This is a genomic window from Terriglobales bacterium, assembly GCA_035487355.1.
Classification (GTDB): Bacteria; Acidobacteriota; Terriglobia; order Terriglobales; family Acidobacteriaceae; genus QIAW01.
Genome location: DATHMF010000086.1, coordinates 17,777 through 33,875, shown reverse-complemented (window position 1 = coordinate 33,875; position 16,099 = coordinate 17,777). Strand labels below are relative to the sequence as shown.

The 16,099-nt window shown below is 53.3% G+C and carries 18 protein-coding genes; 12 read left to right on the top strand and 6 right to left on the bottom strand.

Going from position 1 to position 16,099, the window contains the following annotated elements; genetic code table 11:
• Positions 1 to 60: 60 nt before the first annotated feature.
• On the bottom strand, positions 61 to 963 hold the full coding sequence (dapA, locus tag VK738_15600) for a 4-hydroxy-tetrahydrodipicolinate synthase (GenBank protein ID HTD24082.1): 903 nt from the start codon (positions 961 to 963) through the stop codon (positions 61 to 63).
• A gap of 262 nt (positions 964 to 1,225) precedes the next feature.
• Between dapA and VK738_15595 the strand changes: the two genes are divergently transcribed.
• From VK738_15595 to VK738_15575, 5 genes are all read left to right on the top strand, one after another.
• Positions 1,226 to 2,242 carry an ATP-binding cassette domain-containing protein gene (locus VK738_15595; GenBank protein HTD24081.1) on the top strand — a complete coding sequence of 339 codons (1,017 nt, stop codon included), beginning with the start codon at positions 1,226 to 1,228 and terminating at the stop codon, positions 2,240 to 2,242.
• The gene (locus tag VK738_15590) at positions 2,239 to 3,009 is read left to right on the top strand and encodes an ABC transporter permease (protein ID HTD24080.1); all 771 of its coding nucleotides are present in this window, start codon (positions 2,239 to 2,241) and stop codon (positions 3,007 to 3,009) included. The genes VK738_15595 and VK738_15590 overlap by 4 nt, the downstream gene beginning before the upstream one ends.
• A gap of 90 nt (positions 3,010 to 3,099) precedes the next feature.
• Entirely contained in the window at positions 3,100 to 3,501 is a 402-nt protein-coding gene (locus VK738_15585; protein HTD24079.1) for a GntR family transcriptional regulator, read from the top strand.
• Between the two features lie 24 nt (positions 3,502 to 3,525).
• The gene (locus VK738_15580; GenBank protein ID HTD24078.1) at positions 3,526 to 4,392 is read left to right on the top strand and encodes a slipin family protein; all 867 of its coding nucleotides are present in this window, start codon (positions 3,526 to 3,528) and stop codon (positions 4,390 to 4,392) included.
• A gap of 17 nt (positions 4,393 to 4,409) precedes the next feature.
• Entirely contained in the window at positions 4,410 to 5,552 is a 1,143-nt protein-coding gene (locus VK738_15575) for an alpha/beta hydrolase (GenBank protein ID HTD24077.1), read from the top strand.
• A gap of 46 nt (positions 5,553 to 5,598) precedes the next feature.
• Here the strand turns inward: VK738_15575 and VK738_15570 are convergent, their stop codons facing one another.
• Positions 5,599 to 6,498: a PfkB family carbohydrate kinase gene (locus tag VK738_15570; GenBank protein ID HTD24076.1), complete on the bottom strand. Its 900-nt coding sequence runs from the start codon at positions 6,496 to 6,498 to the stop codon at positions 5,599 to 5,601.
• 141 nt (positions 6,499 to 6,639) lie between these two features.
• Between VK738_15570 and VK738_15565 the strand changes: the two genes are divergently transcribed.
• Positions 6,640 to 7,950, top strand: a complete 1,311-nt coding sequence (locus VK738_15565; protein HTD24075.1) for a heparan-alpha-glucosaminide N-acetyltransferase domain-containing protein — start codon at positions 6,640 to 6,642, stop codon at positions 7,948 to 7,950.
• 378 nt (positions 7,951 to 8,328) lie between these two features.
• Here the strand turns inward: VK738_15565 and VK738_15560 are convergent, their stop codons facing one another.
• Positions 8,329 to 8,913, bottom strand: a complete 585-nt coding sequence (locus VK738_15560) for a prepilin-type N-terminal cleavage/methylation domain-containing protein (GenBank protein ID HTD24074.1) — start codon at positions 8,911 to 8,913, stop codon at positions 8,329 to 8,331.
• 495 nt (positions 8,914 to 9,408) lie between these two features.
• Between VK738_15560 and VK738_15555 the strand changes: the two genes are divergently transcribed.
• Positions 9,409 to 9,771 (top strand): GIY-YIG nuclease family protein, encoded by a 363-nt coding sequence (locus VK738_15555; protein ID HTD24073.1) that lies wholly within the window; start codon positions 9,409 to 9,411, stop codon positions 9,769 to 9,771.
• Between the two features lie 448 nt (positions 9,772 to 10,219).
• Here the strand turns inward: VK738_15555 and VK738_15550 are convergent, their stop codons facing one another.
• From VK738_15550 to VK738_15540, 3 genes are all read right to left on the bottom strand, one after another.
• Positions 10,220 to 10,426, bottom strand: a complete 207-nt coding sequence (locus VK738_15550; protein HTD24072.1) for a TOBE domain-containing protein — start codon at positions 10,424 to 10,426, stop codon at positions 10,220 to 10,222.
• Positions 10,427 to 10,784: 358 nt separating this feature from the next.
• Positions 10,785 to 11,369 carry an ImmA/IrrE family metallo-endopeptidase gene (locus tag VK738_15545; protein HTD24071.1) on the bottom strand — a complete coding sequence of 195 codons (585 nt, stop codon included), beginning with the start codon at positions 11,367 to 11,369 and terminating at the stop codon, positions 10,785 to 10,787.
• Complete coding sequence (locus VK738_15540; GenBank protein HTD24070.1) at positions 11,366 to 11,725, bottom strand: helix-turn-helix transcriptional regulator; 360 nt, start codon at positions 11,723 to 11,725, stop codon at positions 11,366 to 11,368. Before VK738_15540 ends, VK738_15545 begins: the two co-directional genes overlap by 4 nt.
• 123 nt (positions 11,726 to 11,848) lie before the next feature.
• Here VK738_15540 and VK738_15535 point away from each other — a divergent pair, with 123 nt between their 5' ends.
• The 5 genes from VK738_15535 to VK738_15515 all read left to right on the top strand — a co-directional run bounded on the left by VK738_15535 (position 11,849) and on the right by VK738_15515 (position 15,496).
• The gene (locus tag VK738_15535; protein ID HTD24069.1) at positions 11,849 to 12,349 is read left to right on the top strand and encodes a hypothetical protein; all 501 of its coding nucleotides are present in this window, start codon (positions 11,849 to 11,851) and stop codon (positions 12,347 to 12,349) included.
• Complete coding sequence (locus VK738_15530) at positions 12,328 to 12,771, top strand: hypothetical protein (protein HTD24068.1); 444 nt, start codon at positions 12,328 to 12,330, stop codon at positions 12,769 to 12,771. The genes VK738_15535 and VK738_15530 overlap by 22 nt, the downstream gene beginning before the upstream one ends.
• Positions 12,768 to 13,256 (top strand): hypothetical protein, encoded by a 489-nt coding sequence (locus VK738_15525; GenBank protein ID HTD24067.1) that lies wholly within the window; start codon positions 12,768 to 12,770, stop codon positions 13,254 to 13,256. The genes VK738_15530 and VK738_15525 overlap by 4 nt, the downstream gene beginning before the upstream one ends.
• Entirely contained in the window at positions 13,246 to 14,493 is a 1,248-nt protein-coding gene (locus VK738_15520) for a hypothetical protein (GenBank protein ID HTD24066.1), read from the top strand. The genes VK738_15525 and VK738_15520 overlap by 11 nt, the downstream gene beginning before the upstream one ends.
• Positions 14,494 to 14,728: 235 nt before the next feature.
• Positions 14,729 to 15,496, top strand: a complete 768-nt coding sequence (locus tag VK738_15515; protein HTD24065.1) for a hypothetical protein — start codon at positions 14,729 to 14,731, stop codon at positions 15,494 to 15,496.
• Positions 15,497 to 16,099 lie beyond the last annotated feature (603 nt).

The window sequence follows — 16,099 nt, the reverse complement described above, 5'->3', positions numbered from 1 at the left end:
TTTTCGCCGCAGATTAATGCAGAGAGACGCGGACCAGAATAGAGTCAATACCGAGAGCGGCTACTTTGCCACCAAAATTTTTTTCAGCAATCCGGCTTCTGCCGCAATCGCCTCTAGCTTTGCGCGCGTGTCTTTCTTCATCGGGACTAAGGGAAGGCGGTAGTGTTCTCCAATTTTTCCCATCATGGCCAGCACGGCTTTCACCGGCAGTGGGCTCGATTCGATAAAGTTGGCCTGCATGAGCGGCAAAAATTTGCGATGGATGCGCCTTGCCATCTCCCAATCGCCATCCAATGCCGCGCGGGTCATCTTCGCCATCTCGCGCGGGATCTCGTTCGATGCAACCGAAATCACGCCTGCTCCACCCAGGGCGATGACCGGCAGCGTCATGACATCGTCACCCGAGAGGACCGTAAAATCTTCCGGAACGTTGTTAAAGACCTCGGAGATTTGTCCGATAAGGCCACTGGCTTCTTTGATGCCCACAATATTTTTGATCTCGGCCAGCCGGCCGACGGTAGCGGGCTCAAGATTGGCTGCCGTACGCCCGGGGACGTTGTAGAGCACGACGGGCTTATCCACCGCCTCGGCGATGGCCTTGAAGTGCTGGTACTGGCCTTCTTGCGTGGGCTTGTTGTAATAAGGAGAGGCAGTCAGAATTGCGTCCACGCCAGGAATGGCTGCAACCGTCTGCGCTTTTTCCACGGCCTCGCGGGTTGAGTTAGAAGTCGCTCCCGCCACGATGGGTACGCGTGCCCGAACTGTATCAATCGTTACCTCAATCACGAACTGCCATTCACTGCGCGAAAGAGTCGGGGTCTCGCCAGTGGTGCCGCAGGGAATAAGAAAATCAATTTCTGACTCGACCTGCCAACTCACCAGACTGCGCAGGCTGGGTTCGTCCACGGAACCATCGGCGTTGAAGGGGGTGACAAGGGCCGTACCGCAACCACGTAGTTTCATATGTCTAGGATACCGGAATTGTTAGTCGGGTACAGAGTATATCCTTTCAGATCACGAATGCCGAAACATGTCGCATTTTTACAATTCTTTCGGACAAGATTCCTTTAATACTTAGGTTTGCAGATAATCCCGAGCCGCGATGACGTAGAACAAAGCGCGGGACATCAACAGAACTTATGATTCCTCAGCACTGCTATGTATACTTAGTTTCAGTTTCAGCGGTCGCCAGAGCGTGATGCGCTCTCGACCAGGGACCCTAGCAATGGACTCGGCAATTCGTACTCGCGATCTGCGCAAGATTTACAACTCAAATCCGCCAGCCGGAGCCGTACGCGGTGATGCTTCCGCCTCGACCGGCAAGCGTAATAAGGCGCCCAAGCCGCAGATCACCGCGCTTGATGGTATTGACCTCGACGTTGCCCCCGGCGGGATCTTTGGTCTGCTCGGTCCGAATGGGGCGGGGAAGTCCACCACCGTGGGCATTCTGACCACCCGCGTGCGCCCAACCAGTGGTACGGCCTGGATTAGCGGACTCGATGTTTGGCTCGATCAGACGGCCGCCAAGCGCCAGATCGGGGTGGTGGCTCAGCGCCCGAACCTGGATTTTGCCCTTACCGCCCGCGAGATTCTGCTCTTCCATGGAGCCTACTTCGGCCTGAGTTCGCGCGAACGGAGTGAGCGCGCCAATGCTTTGCTCGAACGCTTTCAGTTGACGGACCGTGCCGACCAACTCGTCCGCGGATTTTCGGGCGGCATGATGCAGCGTGTGTCAATCGCGCGTGCCATGATGCACGACCCGCAGGTCTTGTTCCTCGATGAACCGAGCGTGGGCCTGGATCCGCAAACCCGGCTGCTGCTGTGGGAAATTATCCGCGAGTATAACCAGAAAGGCCGCACCATCCTGCTTACGACCCACAACATGGAAGAGGCCGATTCGCTATGCCAGCAACTCGCCATCATTGATCATGGCCGCATCATCGCATCGGGTACGCCCGCCGAGCTGAAAGCTTCTATTCCCGGCGGATTTCTCCTGCGCCTGCGTTTTGGACATCACTCCGCACCGCTACTTGAGCGCCTCGCCACTTTACCCAGCGTAACCGAAGTGCGCCCCTCCGGAGACACTGGCGCCGATCTTTACGCCAGCCGGGGCGGCTCCCTGATTCCGGAGATTGTGAACGCCGCGGCGGCTTTTGGCGTGGAACTGTCTGATGTACATATTTCCGAACCCAGCCTTGAAAACCTGTTTCTCCATCACACCGGCAGGAGCTTGCGCGAATGAATGGTAAAACCTTCCTGGCGCTGTTGGCCCGCGATGTACACGTGGCCCGGCGCAATCTGGTTCCTCTGTTGTTCCAGACTTTTCTGCAACCGCTGCTGTTCGTTTTTATTTTCGGGCGCGTCATGGTGGGCAGCGGTTATCTTCCGGCTGCTTACAAGAGCCTGCTGCTTCCCGGCATCATGGCCATCAGCATGGTATTCACGGGAATCTGGGCCGTCGCCATGCCCCTGATCGCAGAATTCCAGTTCACCCGCGAAATTGAAGATCGCCTTCTGGCCCCCATCGCGATCTCCTGGGTTGCAGTGGAAAAGGTGGTGGCCGGTCTCGTCCAGGCTGTGGTCGCCGGCTTAGTCGTGATTCCGCTGGCATGGATTATTCTTCGGCCCGGATTGGAGTTGCATCTTGCCAATCCACTGCTCTTTGTCTGCATTACGGTGCTGGTTGCTGGGTTCTCAGCCTGCGGAGGCCTTGCGCTGGGTTGCAGCGTGGACCAGCAGCACATCGGCCTGATGTTCAGCCTGGTCTTGACCCCGATGATGTTTTTTGGCTGCACCTACTATCCCTGGAGCGCGCTCGACAAATTTCCCATCCTGCAGAAAGGTGTTCTCCTCAACCCGCTCACCTATGCCAGCGAAGGATTGCGGGCAACGCTGGTGCCCCAGTCCTCGCACCTGCCGGTTCCGTTGATTCTGGTGGCCTTGGCGGCATTCGATGTTCTGTTGTTTGTAGTCGGTCTTCGCCAGTTCCATAAAAAAGCCGTCAGCTAGGTTCCTGTTCATGCCCGCACAGAGGATTATTCCTCCAGCAAATTTCTCTTGACAACAATGTACTAGTTATATATAACACTAGTTAATTAGATGAGTAAGTCTTCAACAATTACGAAAACGCCCTTCCGGTTGCGGCTCGATCTGGCCAGCGGCGTTCCGGTGTATCGCCAAATCATCGATCAGGTCCGGGGCGGACTTGCTTCCGGTTCGCTGGCTGCAGGCGATCAACTCCCCACGGTGCGCCAGCTTGCGGTTGATCTGGCGATCAATCCCAATACTGTTTTGCGCGCCTATCGCGAGCTGGAACTCGGTGGGCTGCTGGAGACCCACCAGGGCACCGGGACATTTATCAGCCAGAAGAAATTAAAAAAAGACGACGCCGAGCGCGACCGGCAGTTAGCGCAGATCATCGGCGATTTCGTCGCGCGCGCCGGCGCCGCGGGATTTACCGTCGAAGATTTATTAGAGCAACTGCATCAGCGCTCAAAGTGAGCCGATGCCAAGGAGATGACTACCATGCCGAGGAACATAAGTACACCAATTGCTGGAATCGCGAGGGCTCTATTTGTAATCTGCGTCGTTGCAGGGGCCATTGCCGCTCGTCTGCTGAACCAACCCGCGTTTCTGATTGCCGGCGTTCTGTTGGGCCTGTATTTCCTTTTTGCGATTAAGGTGGTGCAGCAGTGGGAGAAAGTTGCAGTTCTACGTCTGGGCAAGTACGTTGGATTGCGCGGGCCGGGGCTGATTCACATCATACCGCTGGTAGAAACACTTAGTCCGTATATTGACCAGCGGGTGCGGGTCGCCAATGTCAGCGCGGAATCCACGCTCACACGCGACACGGTCCCGGTGAATGTTGATGCCATCGTCTTCTGGCTGGTATGGAACGCCGAGAAATCCATTCTGGAAGTCGAAAACTTTCAGGAAGCGATCGGGATGAGCGCGCAGACTGCGCTACGCGAATCCATCGGACGGCACGAGCTGGCGCAAATGCTGACCGAGCGCGAAACACTGGGGCGAGAGCTGCAGCGCATCCTGGATCAGAAAACCAATCCGTGGGGAATCACCGTGCAATCGGTTGAGATACGGGATGTGAAGATTCCGCAGGCCTTGGAAGACGCCATGTCACGGCAGGCCCAGGCCGAGCGTGAGCGCCAGGCACGAATCATTTTGGGCCAGGCCGAAACAGAAATCTCGGAAAAGTTTGTTAAGGCGGCTGAGGCCTATGCCGAAAATCCGGTTGCGCTTCATCTGCGCGCCATGAACATGCTGTACGAAGCCATTAAAGAACGCGGCTCCATGGTGATTGTGCCCTCGTCGGCGGTCGAAACCATGGGCTTGGGTGGAAATCTCGCCGCGATTGCCATGGCCAAAGGGAAATAGGCAGGGAAGGAGTGAAAATGAAACTGGTAAAGCTCCTTATTGTTGCGGGACTACTGATCACGTCAAGCCTCGCTTCTGCTGCGCCTGCAACTGCGGATCAACGGCAGAACGATGCGCAACAATTGCCGGCGGTCACGCTTCTCACAGCACAAAACAAAGAGAAGCCGGATGTCCCAGCCGTGTCGAACACCACAGCTCAGACTTCTACGTGGCAGGATCCCTCGAAGCACGAAGTCCAGTTCGTGACCGTAGAACAAGGCGTCCGGTTGGAAGTTCTCGATTGGGGCGGATCCGGCCGGGCGGTTGTGCTGTTAGCAGGGGCGGGCAATACGGCCCACGTATTCGACGACTTCGCTCCTAAGTTGACAGGCTTCGGTCACATTTACGGCATCACGCGGCGCGGCTACGGCGCCTCCAGTCAACCGGCTTCAAGCTATGACGAACAGCGGCTGGCAGATGATGTTGTTGAGGTCCTCGATTCGCTCAAGATCGAAGCGCCGGTTTTGGTGGGACACTCCATGGCCGGCGGCGAAATGACGATAATCGCGCACCAGCATCCCCATCGTGTGGCAGGTCTTGTGTACTTGGATGCCCTTGGAGACCCAAGAGACTGGCCCGGTAGCGATCCGGCGTACATTGAGCTTTATAACAAGTTGCCGGCACCGATGCGCACTCCTGCTCCACCCCCTTCTGGAGAGGAGCCAAGATCATTCAGTGCTTACCATGCCTGGCAACTGCGAAACGGGCAATTCATCTTTCCCGAATCGGAGTTGCGCAATATGTATGTGACCAACCCCGACGGAACCAAGGGCAAACCCAAAAGTCCCCAAACGATTTGGAACGCAATTGGAGCTGGACAGAAAAAGCGGGACTACTCTGGTATCCGTGTGCCAGTCCTGGCTTTTTGTGAATTTGTGCGCTACCCCAAGGATCAGTCAGAAGCGACTGGATATCAACCCAAAGACGCAGACGAACGCGCCGCTATTGACGCCTTTAACGTCGCAACCAAGGCTTATGTTGATCGATGGAACAAGAATCTTCTCAATGGGGCCTCGGACGTGCATTTTATTGATCTGCCTGGTGCTGGTCATTTCGTGTATCTGACGCGGGAGCCTGAAGTACTGAAGGGATTGCAGGCGTTTCTAGCGGACTTGCACTAGTGGCAGCCGTCGGCTCATACGCCAAAACTACTCTTAGCCATCTCTCCTAGAGTTTCGGGGCCTGCCCCAGCGCCATTGCTTCTTCACCCGTCCAGCTAGGAATCGCGCCTCTGCGGCTGGCGACGAGTGCTCCCACACGGTTGGCAAAGTCAGCGATTCGCGACGGCTGCCATCCGCTGCCAAGCCCGTGTAGGAAGGCTGCGGCAAAGGCGTCACCAGCGCCGACCGTATCCGCCACCTCGACCGGGTACCCATCGGCCTCGATGTATTCATTGCCGATCAGGAGCGCGCATCCTCGCGCGCCGCGGGTTACGCAGACTGTTTCCCAGCCAAATTCGCTGGCGTAGCTTCGGCAGAATTCTTCGAGTGAATCGGGTTGAGGACGATGGAACATCTGCGCAATCTCCGAAGCCTCGTCGTCATTCAGCTTGACTACCGTCGCTTGTGACATCAACTCGCGCACCAGGGGAGCGTCATAGCAGCCGGCACGAAGATTTACGTCATAGAAGCGCCGGGCGCTATTCGAAGCCAGAAGCGCAGCCGTCAAGGCTTTAGCTTGGGAATTCATTTGCAGCAATGTCCCAAAATAGATCCAATCAGGCTGCTCTGATGAAAGTTGCTCTAGTTCCAGTTTTGATAGCTTGGGAAAATCGTAGGCCGCAGGCCGATGAATGATGAATTGCGGTTGTCCTGCTGTGTCGAGTGTAACCTCGACCACGCCGGTTGCAGTATTCTTGACACGAGACACGTATCCGGTCGGAAGACCCAGTTCGGCCATCTTGTGCAGAATGCGCTCTCCTCGCTGGTCACGGCCTACACCGCTGACAAAGAATACGGTGTGACCGAGCCGGCGCAGATGCGCTGCAAAATTGAACGGGGCTCCGCCCAAGTGCTCCTCTCGTTCAATGACATCCCAAAGGACTTCACCGATGCTGACAACTTTCATTCAGGTCTCTTTCCAGGGGTTCATGCAAGCTGCTCACGTCCTATATTTTTACATCAGTTTAGAGGCTGACATTTTGGTTCCATTATCGTCAAAGAAAGTGGATCTTGCTTACGCTTTTCTGTTGTGAGCTAATTACCAATTATGACTACAACTCCGACGAGCGCTTCGCTTTCAGCCCGAGAATCAATTCCAATCACCCCGGCTTTTCCCGGGACTCCGCGGGCCGAACGCCTGATCTCGGTCGATCTGCTGCGTGGAATTGTAATGGTGATCATGGCGCTGGACCACACGCGCGACTTCTTCACCTATGCGCGCTTCCAGCCCGAAGACGTAGCTCACACCACGCTGGCGCTCTTTTTCACGCGCTGGATCACGCACTTCTGCGCCCCGGTATTTTTCTTCCTGGCGGGAACGGGTGCGTTCCTCTCCAGCACAAGAAAATCGCCGCAAGAAATTTGTGATTTCCTGTGGAAACGAGGGCTGCTGCTGGTTTTAATGGAACAGACCATCTTTTATTTTGCCTGGACGGGTTATCCCATCTTTCCCGGCTTCATCGCGCTGGTGATCTGGGCCCTGGGCTGGTCAATGATTTTTCTGGCTCTGCTGGTGCGCTGGCTGCCGGTGCGCGCGATTGCCGCCATTGGGCTGGCGATCATTGCCGGGCACAACCTGCTGGACCGCGTACCGCCCGAGCGTTTCGGAAGGTTCGGAATCTTTTGGAATATTCTCCATGTTCCCACATTTCACCAGTTCACCACCTTCCATGGTATCCCGGTAGCAGGTTTTGTGTTCTATTCGCTCATACCCTGGATCGGCGTGATGGCCGCCGGGTACGCCTTTGGAGCAATCTTGAGAAAGCCCGCGGAACAACGCCGGCGCTGGGTATTGGGCATTGGCACAGCCTGCGTGCTGCTCTTTGTGGTGCTCCGCCTGGGACATCTGTATGGAAATCCTCCGGTAGATGTTAGTTCCTTCACTCCGTCGAACGGAGATTTCGCGCTGCAGGCGACGGCATCGCAATCCGTGATTGCTTTCTTGAATGTGCAGAAGTATCCGCCCAGCTTGCAGTACCTGTTAATGACCCTGGGACCGGCGCTTATCCTGCTGGGATTGTTTGACAAGCTCACGCCGCTGTCGCTTCCGCTCCCACTCCCACTCCGAAGCTGGCTGCGGCGCGCCGTGCTGATCTACGGCCGTGTGCCAATGTTCTATTACATACTGCATCTGTTCCTGATTCACATCATGGCGATCATCGTGGCGCTTGCCTTTCAACAGCCGGTGATGTGGTTGTTCAAGGGCGCGATCTTCAATGGCACGCCGCCCGGCTATGGCCATGGACTGCCCTTTATTTACCTGATGTGGATCACCGCGGTTGTAATTCTGTACTTCCCCTGTAAATGGTTTGCTGATTTGAAGGCGAGAAGAAAGGATTGGTGGCTGAGCTACATCTAGTCCAGGCACCTGGCAATTAGCTCCTGGCGAAAACAAAAGCTCACCGCGGATTTCACAGATTGCGCGGATTGAATCATTGCAGATTGAGCTCTTGCAGATTGAGTCATTGAGTCATCGGAGCATTGGGTCATTTTAGGACTGTCATCCTGAGCGAGGGCGAATGCCCGAGTCGAAGAGCCTGTCCTGAGCTTGCCGAAGGACCCCGAGGAAATATCGGTCGCTCATGCAGCCGAAAGGCATTCTCTAAAGAAATTCTGCGTTCAGGCATGACCACATAGCCAACAATAAGACGCCCCGCCCTTCGAAAAAAGCGCGAAAGGGCAGGCCCCCGGCTGCGCGTGCTGCAACCGCGCAGCAGAAGGCCGCGCCCCATCACAATCACTGTATAGAACAGACGGCGGTCTTCTTGCGGAGCACCTCCGCCAGCTTCTGCACGGCCGGCAGCTCCTCATTCAGCGCCATTTTGGTTTGGATCAGCAGCCGGCGTTCCTCACGTGAGAGGTCCCGGTCCCCGCGTTCCTCACCTGCGACGTCCCGGTCTTCACTTGCGACGTCACGGTCTTTGAGCAGAGCGTCAATCCGGGTTTGGAAGCCCGTGATCTTGGTATCGGCATCGCAGAAGAATTTCAAGGGATGGAGGTCCACGTTGGCAGTATCCGCTTCCGTCGCGTTTGCGGCGTCGGTTGCCAGGCTCAAGTCGAAGGTTTGGGCGACGCGAACCGAGCCATCGCCAAACGCGGTGATGTCCGCGCCGAGTGCGTGCAGGCGAGGATGCGCGGACATGCGCGCCGCCGCCTCCCGCACCTTCTGGACCGCGGGCAGCAGCAACCCGATCAGGACCGCGATGATCGCGATCACGACCAGGAGCTCAATGAGGGTGAAGCCTGCCTGCTTTCTGAATGCGGCGCTCTTGCGCAACGAACGCCATTTGCTTTCGTTTGTCTTAGTCGCTAAGTTTTTCATACCCTACCCTTTTCTCCTATTGGATTTCTTGGATTTTATGTTGAACGAAGCGGCGCTCTCACCGATGGCCAGACGATGGTGAACGTGCAAAGCTGCTTGGGGTCTTGAGAACGCGACCACCTTACTCCTGCAATAGTACGAAGTCAACGTACCGGCCGGATGTGCCGTCCGGCCACTTCAGTCCCGCCGCGCGTTATCTCGTTTGCTCCTTTTGGTCATGCGTTTAGCGCAGCGGTACAACTGGCGGCATCAAAGTAGTGTCCGAGGGAGCACTATCGTTTCACCATCCGCAACGCGGATTTTCGTGGATTTCTTTAGTTTGTCATTCTGAGCCGAAGGCAAAGGATCTTGCGGTTAATTCTGCGGGCAACTGACTACTGGCAACTGGCGACCTGTTCCGGCTCCCTTTGTGTCCTTTGTGATTCATTCCTTCGTGGCCTTTGTGGTTAAACGTTTGAACTGCTTCGCAGCGAAGTCGAAGGACCCCGAAGATGTGTGAGTTTAAAATGCAGTAGCAAGGCATTCTCCCATGGACTTCGAATTCTGGGTTTATATCGTGACGAGCACGTAGGCACACTCTACGTCGGCATGACCAGCAAGCCTGTAACACGCATGGGACAGCACAAGTCCGGAGAATTCGAGGGCTTTACCAAGAAATATCATTGTGGCAGGCTGGTGTATTACGAGAAATACGACGATGCTCACAAGGCCACTGCGCGGGAGCGTCAATTGAAAGGCTGGAGACGGTCAAAGAAGATTGCCTTGATTGAGAAGCTGAACCCGCGCTGGGAAGATCTGGCGGAGAAGTGGGGCCGCAGGATGCTGTTTCCCGGGGAAGACATCAAAGGGCAGGAGTGAATCGAGAGAATTCCCTGAAACTGCATGGGAACGGTACGCATGCTCGGGGTCCTTCGACTACGCCGCGAAGCGCGGCTCCGCTCAGGATGACAGAGGAAAAAGTTGTTCACGATGACAGAGGAAAAAATGTTGCGGAGACTGAGTAATGTTGCGGACGACTGAGTGAAGAAGAGTTCTGGTGGCCGTGGTCCGGCTTGGTTAGCAAAATAATTTCGAGTTTTCTAATTCGAAGGTGACCATATCAATCGGTCATCCTGAGCAGAGTCCGAGCGACGCAGGAGCGAGGGCGGAGTCGAAGGACCCCGAGGATATGTCAATCGCCCATGGAGCCGAAAGGCATTCTCTGAAAAAATCCGTCCTGAAAAAACTTGAACTCGAAATCTATCCCGGCTTGCCGTGGGCCCGAAACTGTATTTGCTGACCAGGAAGCTTAACCGGCCCACGCGGCCTAGTCCTTCAACAACATCACCTCAGTAGCCTTGATCACCGCCTTTACGGTGTCGCCTTTCTTCAGGTGCATCTCTTCGGCGCTACGCCGGGTGATGACGCTTTCCACCAAATTGTTCCCGACGCGAACGGTTACGTGGGCCATCACGCCGCCCAGATGAATCTCCTCGACAATGCCTTCAAGTTGATTTCTCGCAGAAAGAGTCATGCGGCAATATTACTAAATTCTCGTCAACCGGTGCTTGCCACCGGGCTTTCTGACAAGCTTAGCCTGGCCACCCCGCCTTCCTTTGTGTCCTTTGTGATTCGTTCCTTCGTGCCCTTTGTGGTTAAACACTTGATCTGAGAAAATCCGTCTCGAAAAAACTTGAAACTCGAAACTGGAAACTTGAAACTATTTCGCTTTTGTTGAAAGTGAATATGGCAGATTCATTCTGGAAAAATAAATGTCTGCAGCTTCCACCATCTCTCGAGAGAAAAACTGCTTAACGGGCAAGGGAGAACCTTCGCAAAAAGGAGCGAATGGGCGGGCCACTCCGCGTGAGAAGGAATAGGGGATTCGGGACTCAATGAAATCGCCCGGTCGCCCGTATCTGTGCATCTACTCCTGTGATACGTAGCCGATAAGAAACCAGTTGTTCACTAACTCCAAAACTCTGAGCAATTTCCGCGGCAGTAAGCCGCTTCTGCTTGCGATAGTAAAGCAGGCCCTCCCGGGGCAATAACAGCACCCAAGCAAGCCAGTTTGCTTCATCTTCCTGCTTTTGATCGTAGCTGCGCATTACCATTTGGCCATCCTGCGACATGATCATAGTCGTTGCTCGATGTCCTAATATAAGATGGGCAAGCTCATGAGTGATATCGCTGGCCTGTCTACCAGGAGAATGTTTTGGGTTGTAAATGATAAGAGCCGTCTGGCCCTTTTGAATGGTTACGGCAGACCATCCCGAGGGATCAACTTCAAGCAACTGATGTTTTGTCTGAGCTGACAACCCCGGGATGTCATAGGGCGTACGGAGCTCAACTTGGAGATAGGCTGCAAGTTGATGAGGGTCCAAGCGCTCTCTCGGAGACAATGAGAGCTCTGTGCGAAGGCTTGCGGCAGTTCTTTCTGCCCAACTCTTGAATCCTCTTTCCAGTGTTGCACTCATGCATCAGAGTCTTCTTGTCCTGGCTGAGTTTTCATTGCGAGTAGCACCATTTGTGCGATAGCCTGGACGGTGGCAGGTTGTGGGTTCTGATCTGCTTTAAAAAGAGTCGATACAGCAGTCAACGTTTGAGCTGTATTTGCTGCAGAGATCGGTTCAAACCCGAGGAAGCTTCCCGGGTCAATGTTGAGCCATTTACATATTTTCCCAAATGTTTCGACATCCGGGATGCGTCCGTTTTCGATGCGCATAAGCGTTGCTGTACCAATTCCAATTTCTTTAGCTGTTTCTCGTATTTTCTTAGCTCCTCGTTTTTCTCGAACCAGTCGGCCCAGGCTTTCTAGGGTCCGTTTTGGCATGTAATCCTCCGTTTAATGTTTTTTGCGGGACACAACTTGACTTAAGAAACAATCCTCATTATATTCATGATATCTCGACGGGACAGGAATCTACAAGCGAAACGACCGTTGATTGGGGGTTTTATGCGTTTGAGAATTGAAGTCGAAGAAAGCAATGTGGTGGTTGCGAAGGCTGAGCGTGAGGTTTCTGTGAACGAGCGCGTGTCGGATGCCCTAGCCGTTGTCGCGGCAGAACTCGATAGTGAGCGTGAGGCACTGCTCAAAGAGATTGGAGTCCGTGATGACGAAGCTGAACTCACAAAGTTTTTCAGCGAAGGAGCTGGAAAAGAGCACAGTGTACGAGTTCGTCGTGTCTGCATTGATCTGCACTTTGAAAGCGTTAGTGCGATGCGCCGTTTTCTATCGAACGAGACCTGGGCTGATGTCCACAAATGGGGGTGCCGTCACTTCCACGTAGCGGTAGATGCCTGTGCAAATCTCGAGTTGCGCGACGGCAGTCCGACAGGCCCCGCGTTGAACGACCGTACCAAGATCGGACCATTCTCTGGTTGTAAGACTGTCTGGATGGTCAAACCCGGGCCTGAGCCGAATGGAGAAGAAATGTGGGACTCAGTGAGGATATAAATTCGGCGGAATTCCAACATGGCGTGACGCAAGGCTTTTGGGAGCTAGTACTTCAAGAAAGAGATAAAGACTTGCTTTATGTTCGGTTGCATGCCCCAGACGAGCGTAATTATATGGTTCGTCTCCAGTGCGATATGTACGGAACACAGCCTATCGATGGACGCTTTGTGGATCCAGTTAACTTGCTGTGTGTTGCATCAGCCTGGCCGCAAGGCAACTCTATGTTTGAGCAATGGATAAAGTTTAAAGAAGGCAATGGCAATTTATTCATTTGTTGGGACCAAGACCGAGGTGGCATTGCTCAGCATCCGGACTGGCATGCTAGAAGTGCTTGGAAAAAGAGCAGCAACCAACTGATTAGTTATCTAGATTTTCTGCGACAACTGCTGTGGCTTCCGGCGCGAGGGTACACACATCAATGAGCGACGAAAACAGATTGATAGTAAATAGTCAGTTGTTCGAACAGACACTCTTTGGTTTACGTGAGCGCAGTGTTACTCGGCGGGAAAGCGGAGCCATATGGGCAGGGAAAATCGACGGCACAAACAACTGGGTTGGGGAACAGGTTTACTTTCATCACGAGCTATGTGATGAACGTGGCACAGCACTCTCGTTGGAGCTGACGGAAGCCGCCAAATTTCAGCTTTATCAGAAACTGTCCAAAGAGGGTCGGCAACTTATCGCACTCCTTCACACACATCCTGAAGATTGGGTCGATCTCAGTTCTATTGATCAAGACAATCAGCTCTCCTCTCGTATTGGGTTTTGGTCGATTGTGATTCCGTGGTACGCCCGTCCGCCTTGGGATACCGAAGCAATGGGAATTCACGTGAGAAGCAATCCCGGGTGGTATCGGCTCACGGAGTCAGAAATACGCAGGAGATTTTTGATCACCCATGAGAAATAAGTATTCCCTATATGAGCACCGGGTCATAAATGGCTTACTTAAGGCTAATCCTCAACATGCTAGCGCATCAGCTGTGCGAAATCTGCTGAGAAGGAACATCGAACTTGTTGTGGACCCAACTCGGCTGGAAAACGATTTGTGGCCATGCGTGTGGGCCATGGCCTCAGCTCTTGCTCGGCAGTTTTTTGGGATCGTTCATATTAATTGTGGACTGAAAAGTGCACTTTCAGCGCCCGTTCCACTACCTCAAAACTGTGTTTTTTCTAGGCCCTCTTCTGTTGAAACTATTTGCATTGGTGTGGGTACAACTGCTCCGGGCTGTTCTCTCATTGCTGATGCTCGTGGAAACCGTATCGCGTTCGGCCGGCTAATAACCGAATCGCGAGAACCGGCAAACCCGATATCATGTTTCGCGATCGCTGGTTATGTAGCGTTTGCTGCGCTGGCCCAGGCAGTCGAGATACCGCCGTTCCGGGATTCCTTTTCCGTTGCTGAGTTAGCATTACCTTATGGTACCAATTCCGCTCCCATTGATGGCTTAACCCTAATTGGTCTCGGCCAGCTAGGCCAAGCTTACCTATCATTACTATATTTTTTGCACAGGGATCTCGAGAAGCCTGCTCTATTCCTGATAGACAAAGATCAATTTGAACCCCCTAACAGGTATACCCAGATACTGTTAAGCGGAGATGATTGGAGGGACAAACGCAAAGCAGAATACATCAAAGCTTGGGCGAAATCTGCCGGATTTCCGTGTGAAGCGAATACAGTCACCATCAATTGGGGATGGAGAATACCCGTTGATGCTCCAGGTATAGCGCTGCTTGGCTTAGATAGTCTCGATGTAAGACGTATGTGTGCATCTGCTGGATTTGACTGGCTGATTGAGGCAGGTGTTGGAACATCGTTAGCAAAACCCCGAGTAACTTGGCATTCATTCCCGCCTGATGCAACAGTCGCTAGACGACTGTTTGACGTTCCCGAAAGGACTGAAGAAGCTGTCGAGAACGCCCGCTATGTCGTCGCACTTAAGAAAAGCCCAGGAAACTGTGGCTGGGTAAGCTTCAAGAATATAAAGGCAACAGCGCCTTCGCTGGGATTAGTAGCAGCCGCTTATGCATTTAGCGAACTACTGCTGGCCAGAAAAAACTCCTTCATGCTTAGTACTGGTTCAGCATATCTGTGGAGTCCATTGCTTCCGTGTTTGAGAAACCCGGGAAATGCGTCCGTGAATTAAGAAATGAAAGGAGGTGTTGAGAATGAAACATCATCTGATAGAAGCACTTCTGTTGCTTGCCTTGGGCATCACTATCATGTATGTCGGGCAACGAATGATTTCTGAAGGGAAGAACCTATTGCTTGGATAAGCCTGGAGATCGGCACTCCGCTCTCCCTGCTATGCGGCAGAGTTTGTTTGACTAACCAATTATCACCTGGACGCAAGGCAGTCACAGGTGAGATATTTTTGCGATATGTGGTCAGAAATTACACAGGCGATTGTCACGATTTTCGGTCACTTCTTCACTCTTCTGGCTGGGTGTGTAGCTACCGTGTTGGTAGCACTATACGAGAAGTTTTTCCGCAGAGAGCCAATACCGCGCAAAGTCTATGCGTGGATGCTTGTTGGCTTTCTATTCTGGGCCTGCATTCTATCGATACGGGACGAACATCGTAATTCGCAAGAGCTAATTGAAGAGAAGAAGATAATTTCCGGAGAACTTGGCCTGTGCAATGGACACTTTGAAGCAACAGTTGGGAAAGCGGAGTTTTTTCAGGAGCAAACACACATGCAACAGCAGACCATTAACAATCAACAAGCTACACTGACCGCACAACAGCAAACGCTGAATTCACAGCAAGGAACAATGAACAGCTGCGTTTTAGCGTTGGGACGCAAGGCAGTTGGGGAGCCTCTTCAAATTTCGCTCTTTATGCAGGAGCTTCCATCTAAGAGCCCAAAGGCGATGGACATCATACTATTGACGAATCGAGTAACGAGGATGCGTGGGGACTTGGAATGCTCCAAGCCTTTTTCAGTTGTGCAGTGGACAATACTGGGGCCAATGATGATCAAAGTCGGCGGTGGCGTCATGCCACTTGCTGCTAATAAGGTCTATCTGAGCTGGGAATCTCCAGAATGGGAACCAGGAATGCCAGTGTTAATAACTGTATCCTCCGAAAATGGGACAGATGGCTGTACCTTTAAACTGCGGTCTTCAGAGCAGCAACCAGCCCCTTAATCCAGGTTCATCAGCGGCGGAAAGAAAGTCTCTAGCATTGATATCACTCTGATATCAAACAATTTATTCTGCGAAGATTGTGGTTCATAATTGGCTGACGGCATTCAGCATGCCGCGTTGGTTCGAGGTCTTTGAAAATTCGCAAAACAGTCAGCCCACACCGCGTCCTACGGCACGTCGCCAGCTTTTGGGCTGTAGACGCAGGGAATGGGGGTTAGAACTTACGCGCCTCACCCACCCCGTCTGGGACTACTCCACGACACTTTATGCTCCCCGTATGTCATTGGATATCAGTGACTTATCACCGTATGGACTACTCCAAGTAATGGGGGGTGGGGGAGTAATACTTTCAGCTCTCCACGGCAAGCCGGGACAGGTCAGCTCCAGGCTCCAAGAACAGTTCCCAGTGGCCGATCCACGGCAAGCCGGGAGAGGTCCCCAGTTGCCAGTCTTGTGTCCCAAAACGCGGGAGATTGACTTGCTGCAAGTGCACCATTTTTAAAACCGTATGCCATTGATTATTAGTGATTTAGCAGCTATATGGTCTGTTGCAGCAAGTGGGGTGGGGGTCCAGACAAAAACAGCTCCCCGGCTCAGAGACGT

Excerpts from the sequence above, each read along its gene's own strand:
- VK738_15560 (HTD24074.1), bottom strand. The coding sequence starts at position 8,913 with ATGAAAAACTTAGCGACTAAGACAAACGAAAGCAAATGGCGTTCGTTG.
- VK738_15580 (HTD24078.1), top strand. The coding sequence starts at position 3,526 with ATGCCGAGGAACATAAGTACACCAATTGCTGGAATCGCGAGGGCTCTA.
- VK738_15535 (HTD24069.1), top strand. The coding sequence starts at position 11,849 with ATGCGTTTGAGAATTGAAGTCGAAGAAAGCAATGTGGTGGTTGCGAAG.
- dapA (HTD24082.1), bottom strand. The coding sequence starts at position 963 with ATGAAACTACGTGGTTGCGGTACGGCCCTTGTCACCCCCTTCAACGCC.
- VK738_15540 (HTD24070.1), bottom strand. The coding sequence starts at position 11,725 with ATGCCAAAACGGACCCTAGAAAGCCTGGGCCGACTGGTTCGAGAAAAA.
- VK738_15565 (HTD24075.1), top strand. The coding sequence starts at position 6,640 with ATGACTACAACTCCGACGAGCGCTTCGCTTTCAGCCCGAGAATCAATT.
- VK738_15545 (HTD24071.1), bottom strand. The coding sequence starts at position 11,369 with ATGAGTGCAACACTGGAAAGAGGATTCAAGAGTTGGGCAGAAAGAACT.
- VK738_15595 (HTD24081.1), top strand. The coding sequence starts at position 1,226 with ATGGACTCGGCAATTCGTACTCGCGATCTGCGCAAGATTTACAACTCA.
- VK738_15520 (HTD24066.1), top strand. The coding sequence starts at position 13,246 with ATGAGAAATAAGTATTCCCTATATGAGCACCGGGTCATAAATGGCTTA.
- VK738_15525 (HTD24067.1), top strand. The coding sequence starts at position 12,768 with ATGAGCGACGAAAACAGATTGATAGTAAATAGTCAGTTGTTCGAACAG.
- VK738_15570 (HTD24076.1), bottom strand. The coding sequence starts at position 6,498 with ATGAAAGTTGTCAGCATCGGTGAAGTCCTTTGGGATGTCATTGAACGA.
- VK738_15575 (HTD24077.1), top strand. The coding sequence starts at position 4,410 with ATGAAACTGGTAAAGCTCCTTATTGTTGCGGGACTACTGATCACGTCA.
- VK738_15550 (HTD24072.1), bottom strand. The coding sequence starts at position 10,426 with ATGACTCTTTCTGCGAGAAATCAACTTGAAGGCATTGTCGAGGAGATT.
- VK738_15515 (HTD24065.1), top strand. The coding sequence starts at position 14,729 with ATGTGGTCAGAAATTACACAGGCGATTGTCACGATTTTCGGTCACTTC.
- VK738_15585 (HTD24079.1), top strand. The coding sequence starts at position 3,100 with ATGAGTAAGTCTTCAACAATTACGAAAACGCCCTTCCGGTTGCGGCTC.
- VK738_15590 (HTD24080.1), top strand. The coding sequence starts at position 2,239 with ATGAATGGTAAAACCTTCCTGGCGCTGTTGGCCCGCGATGTACACGTG.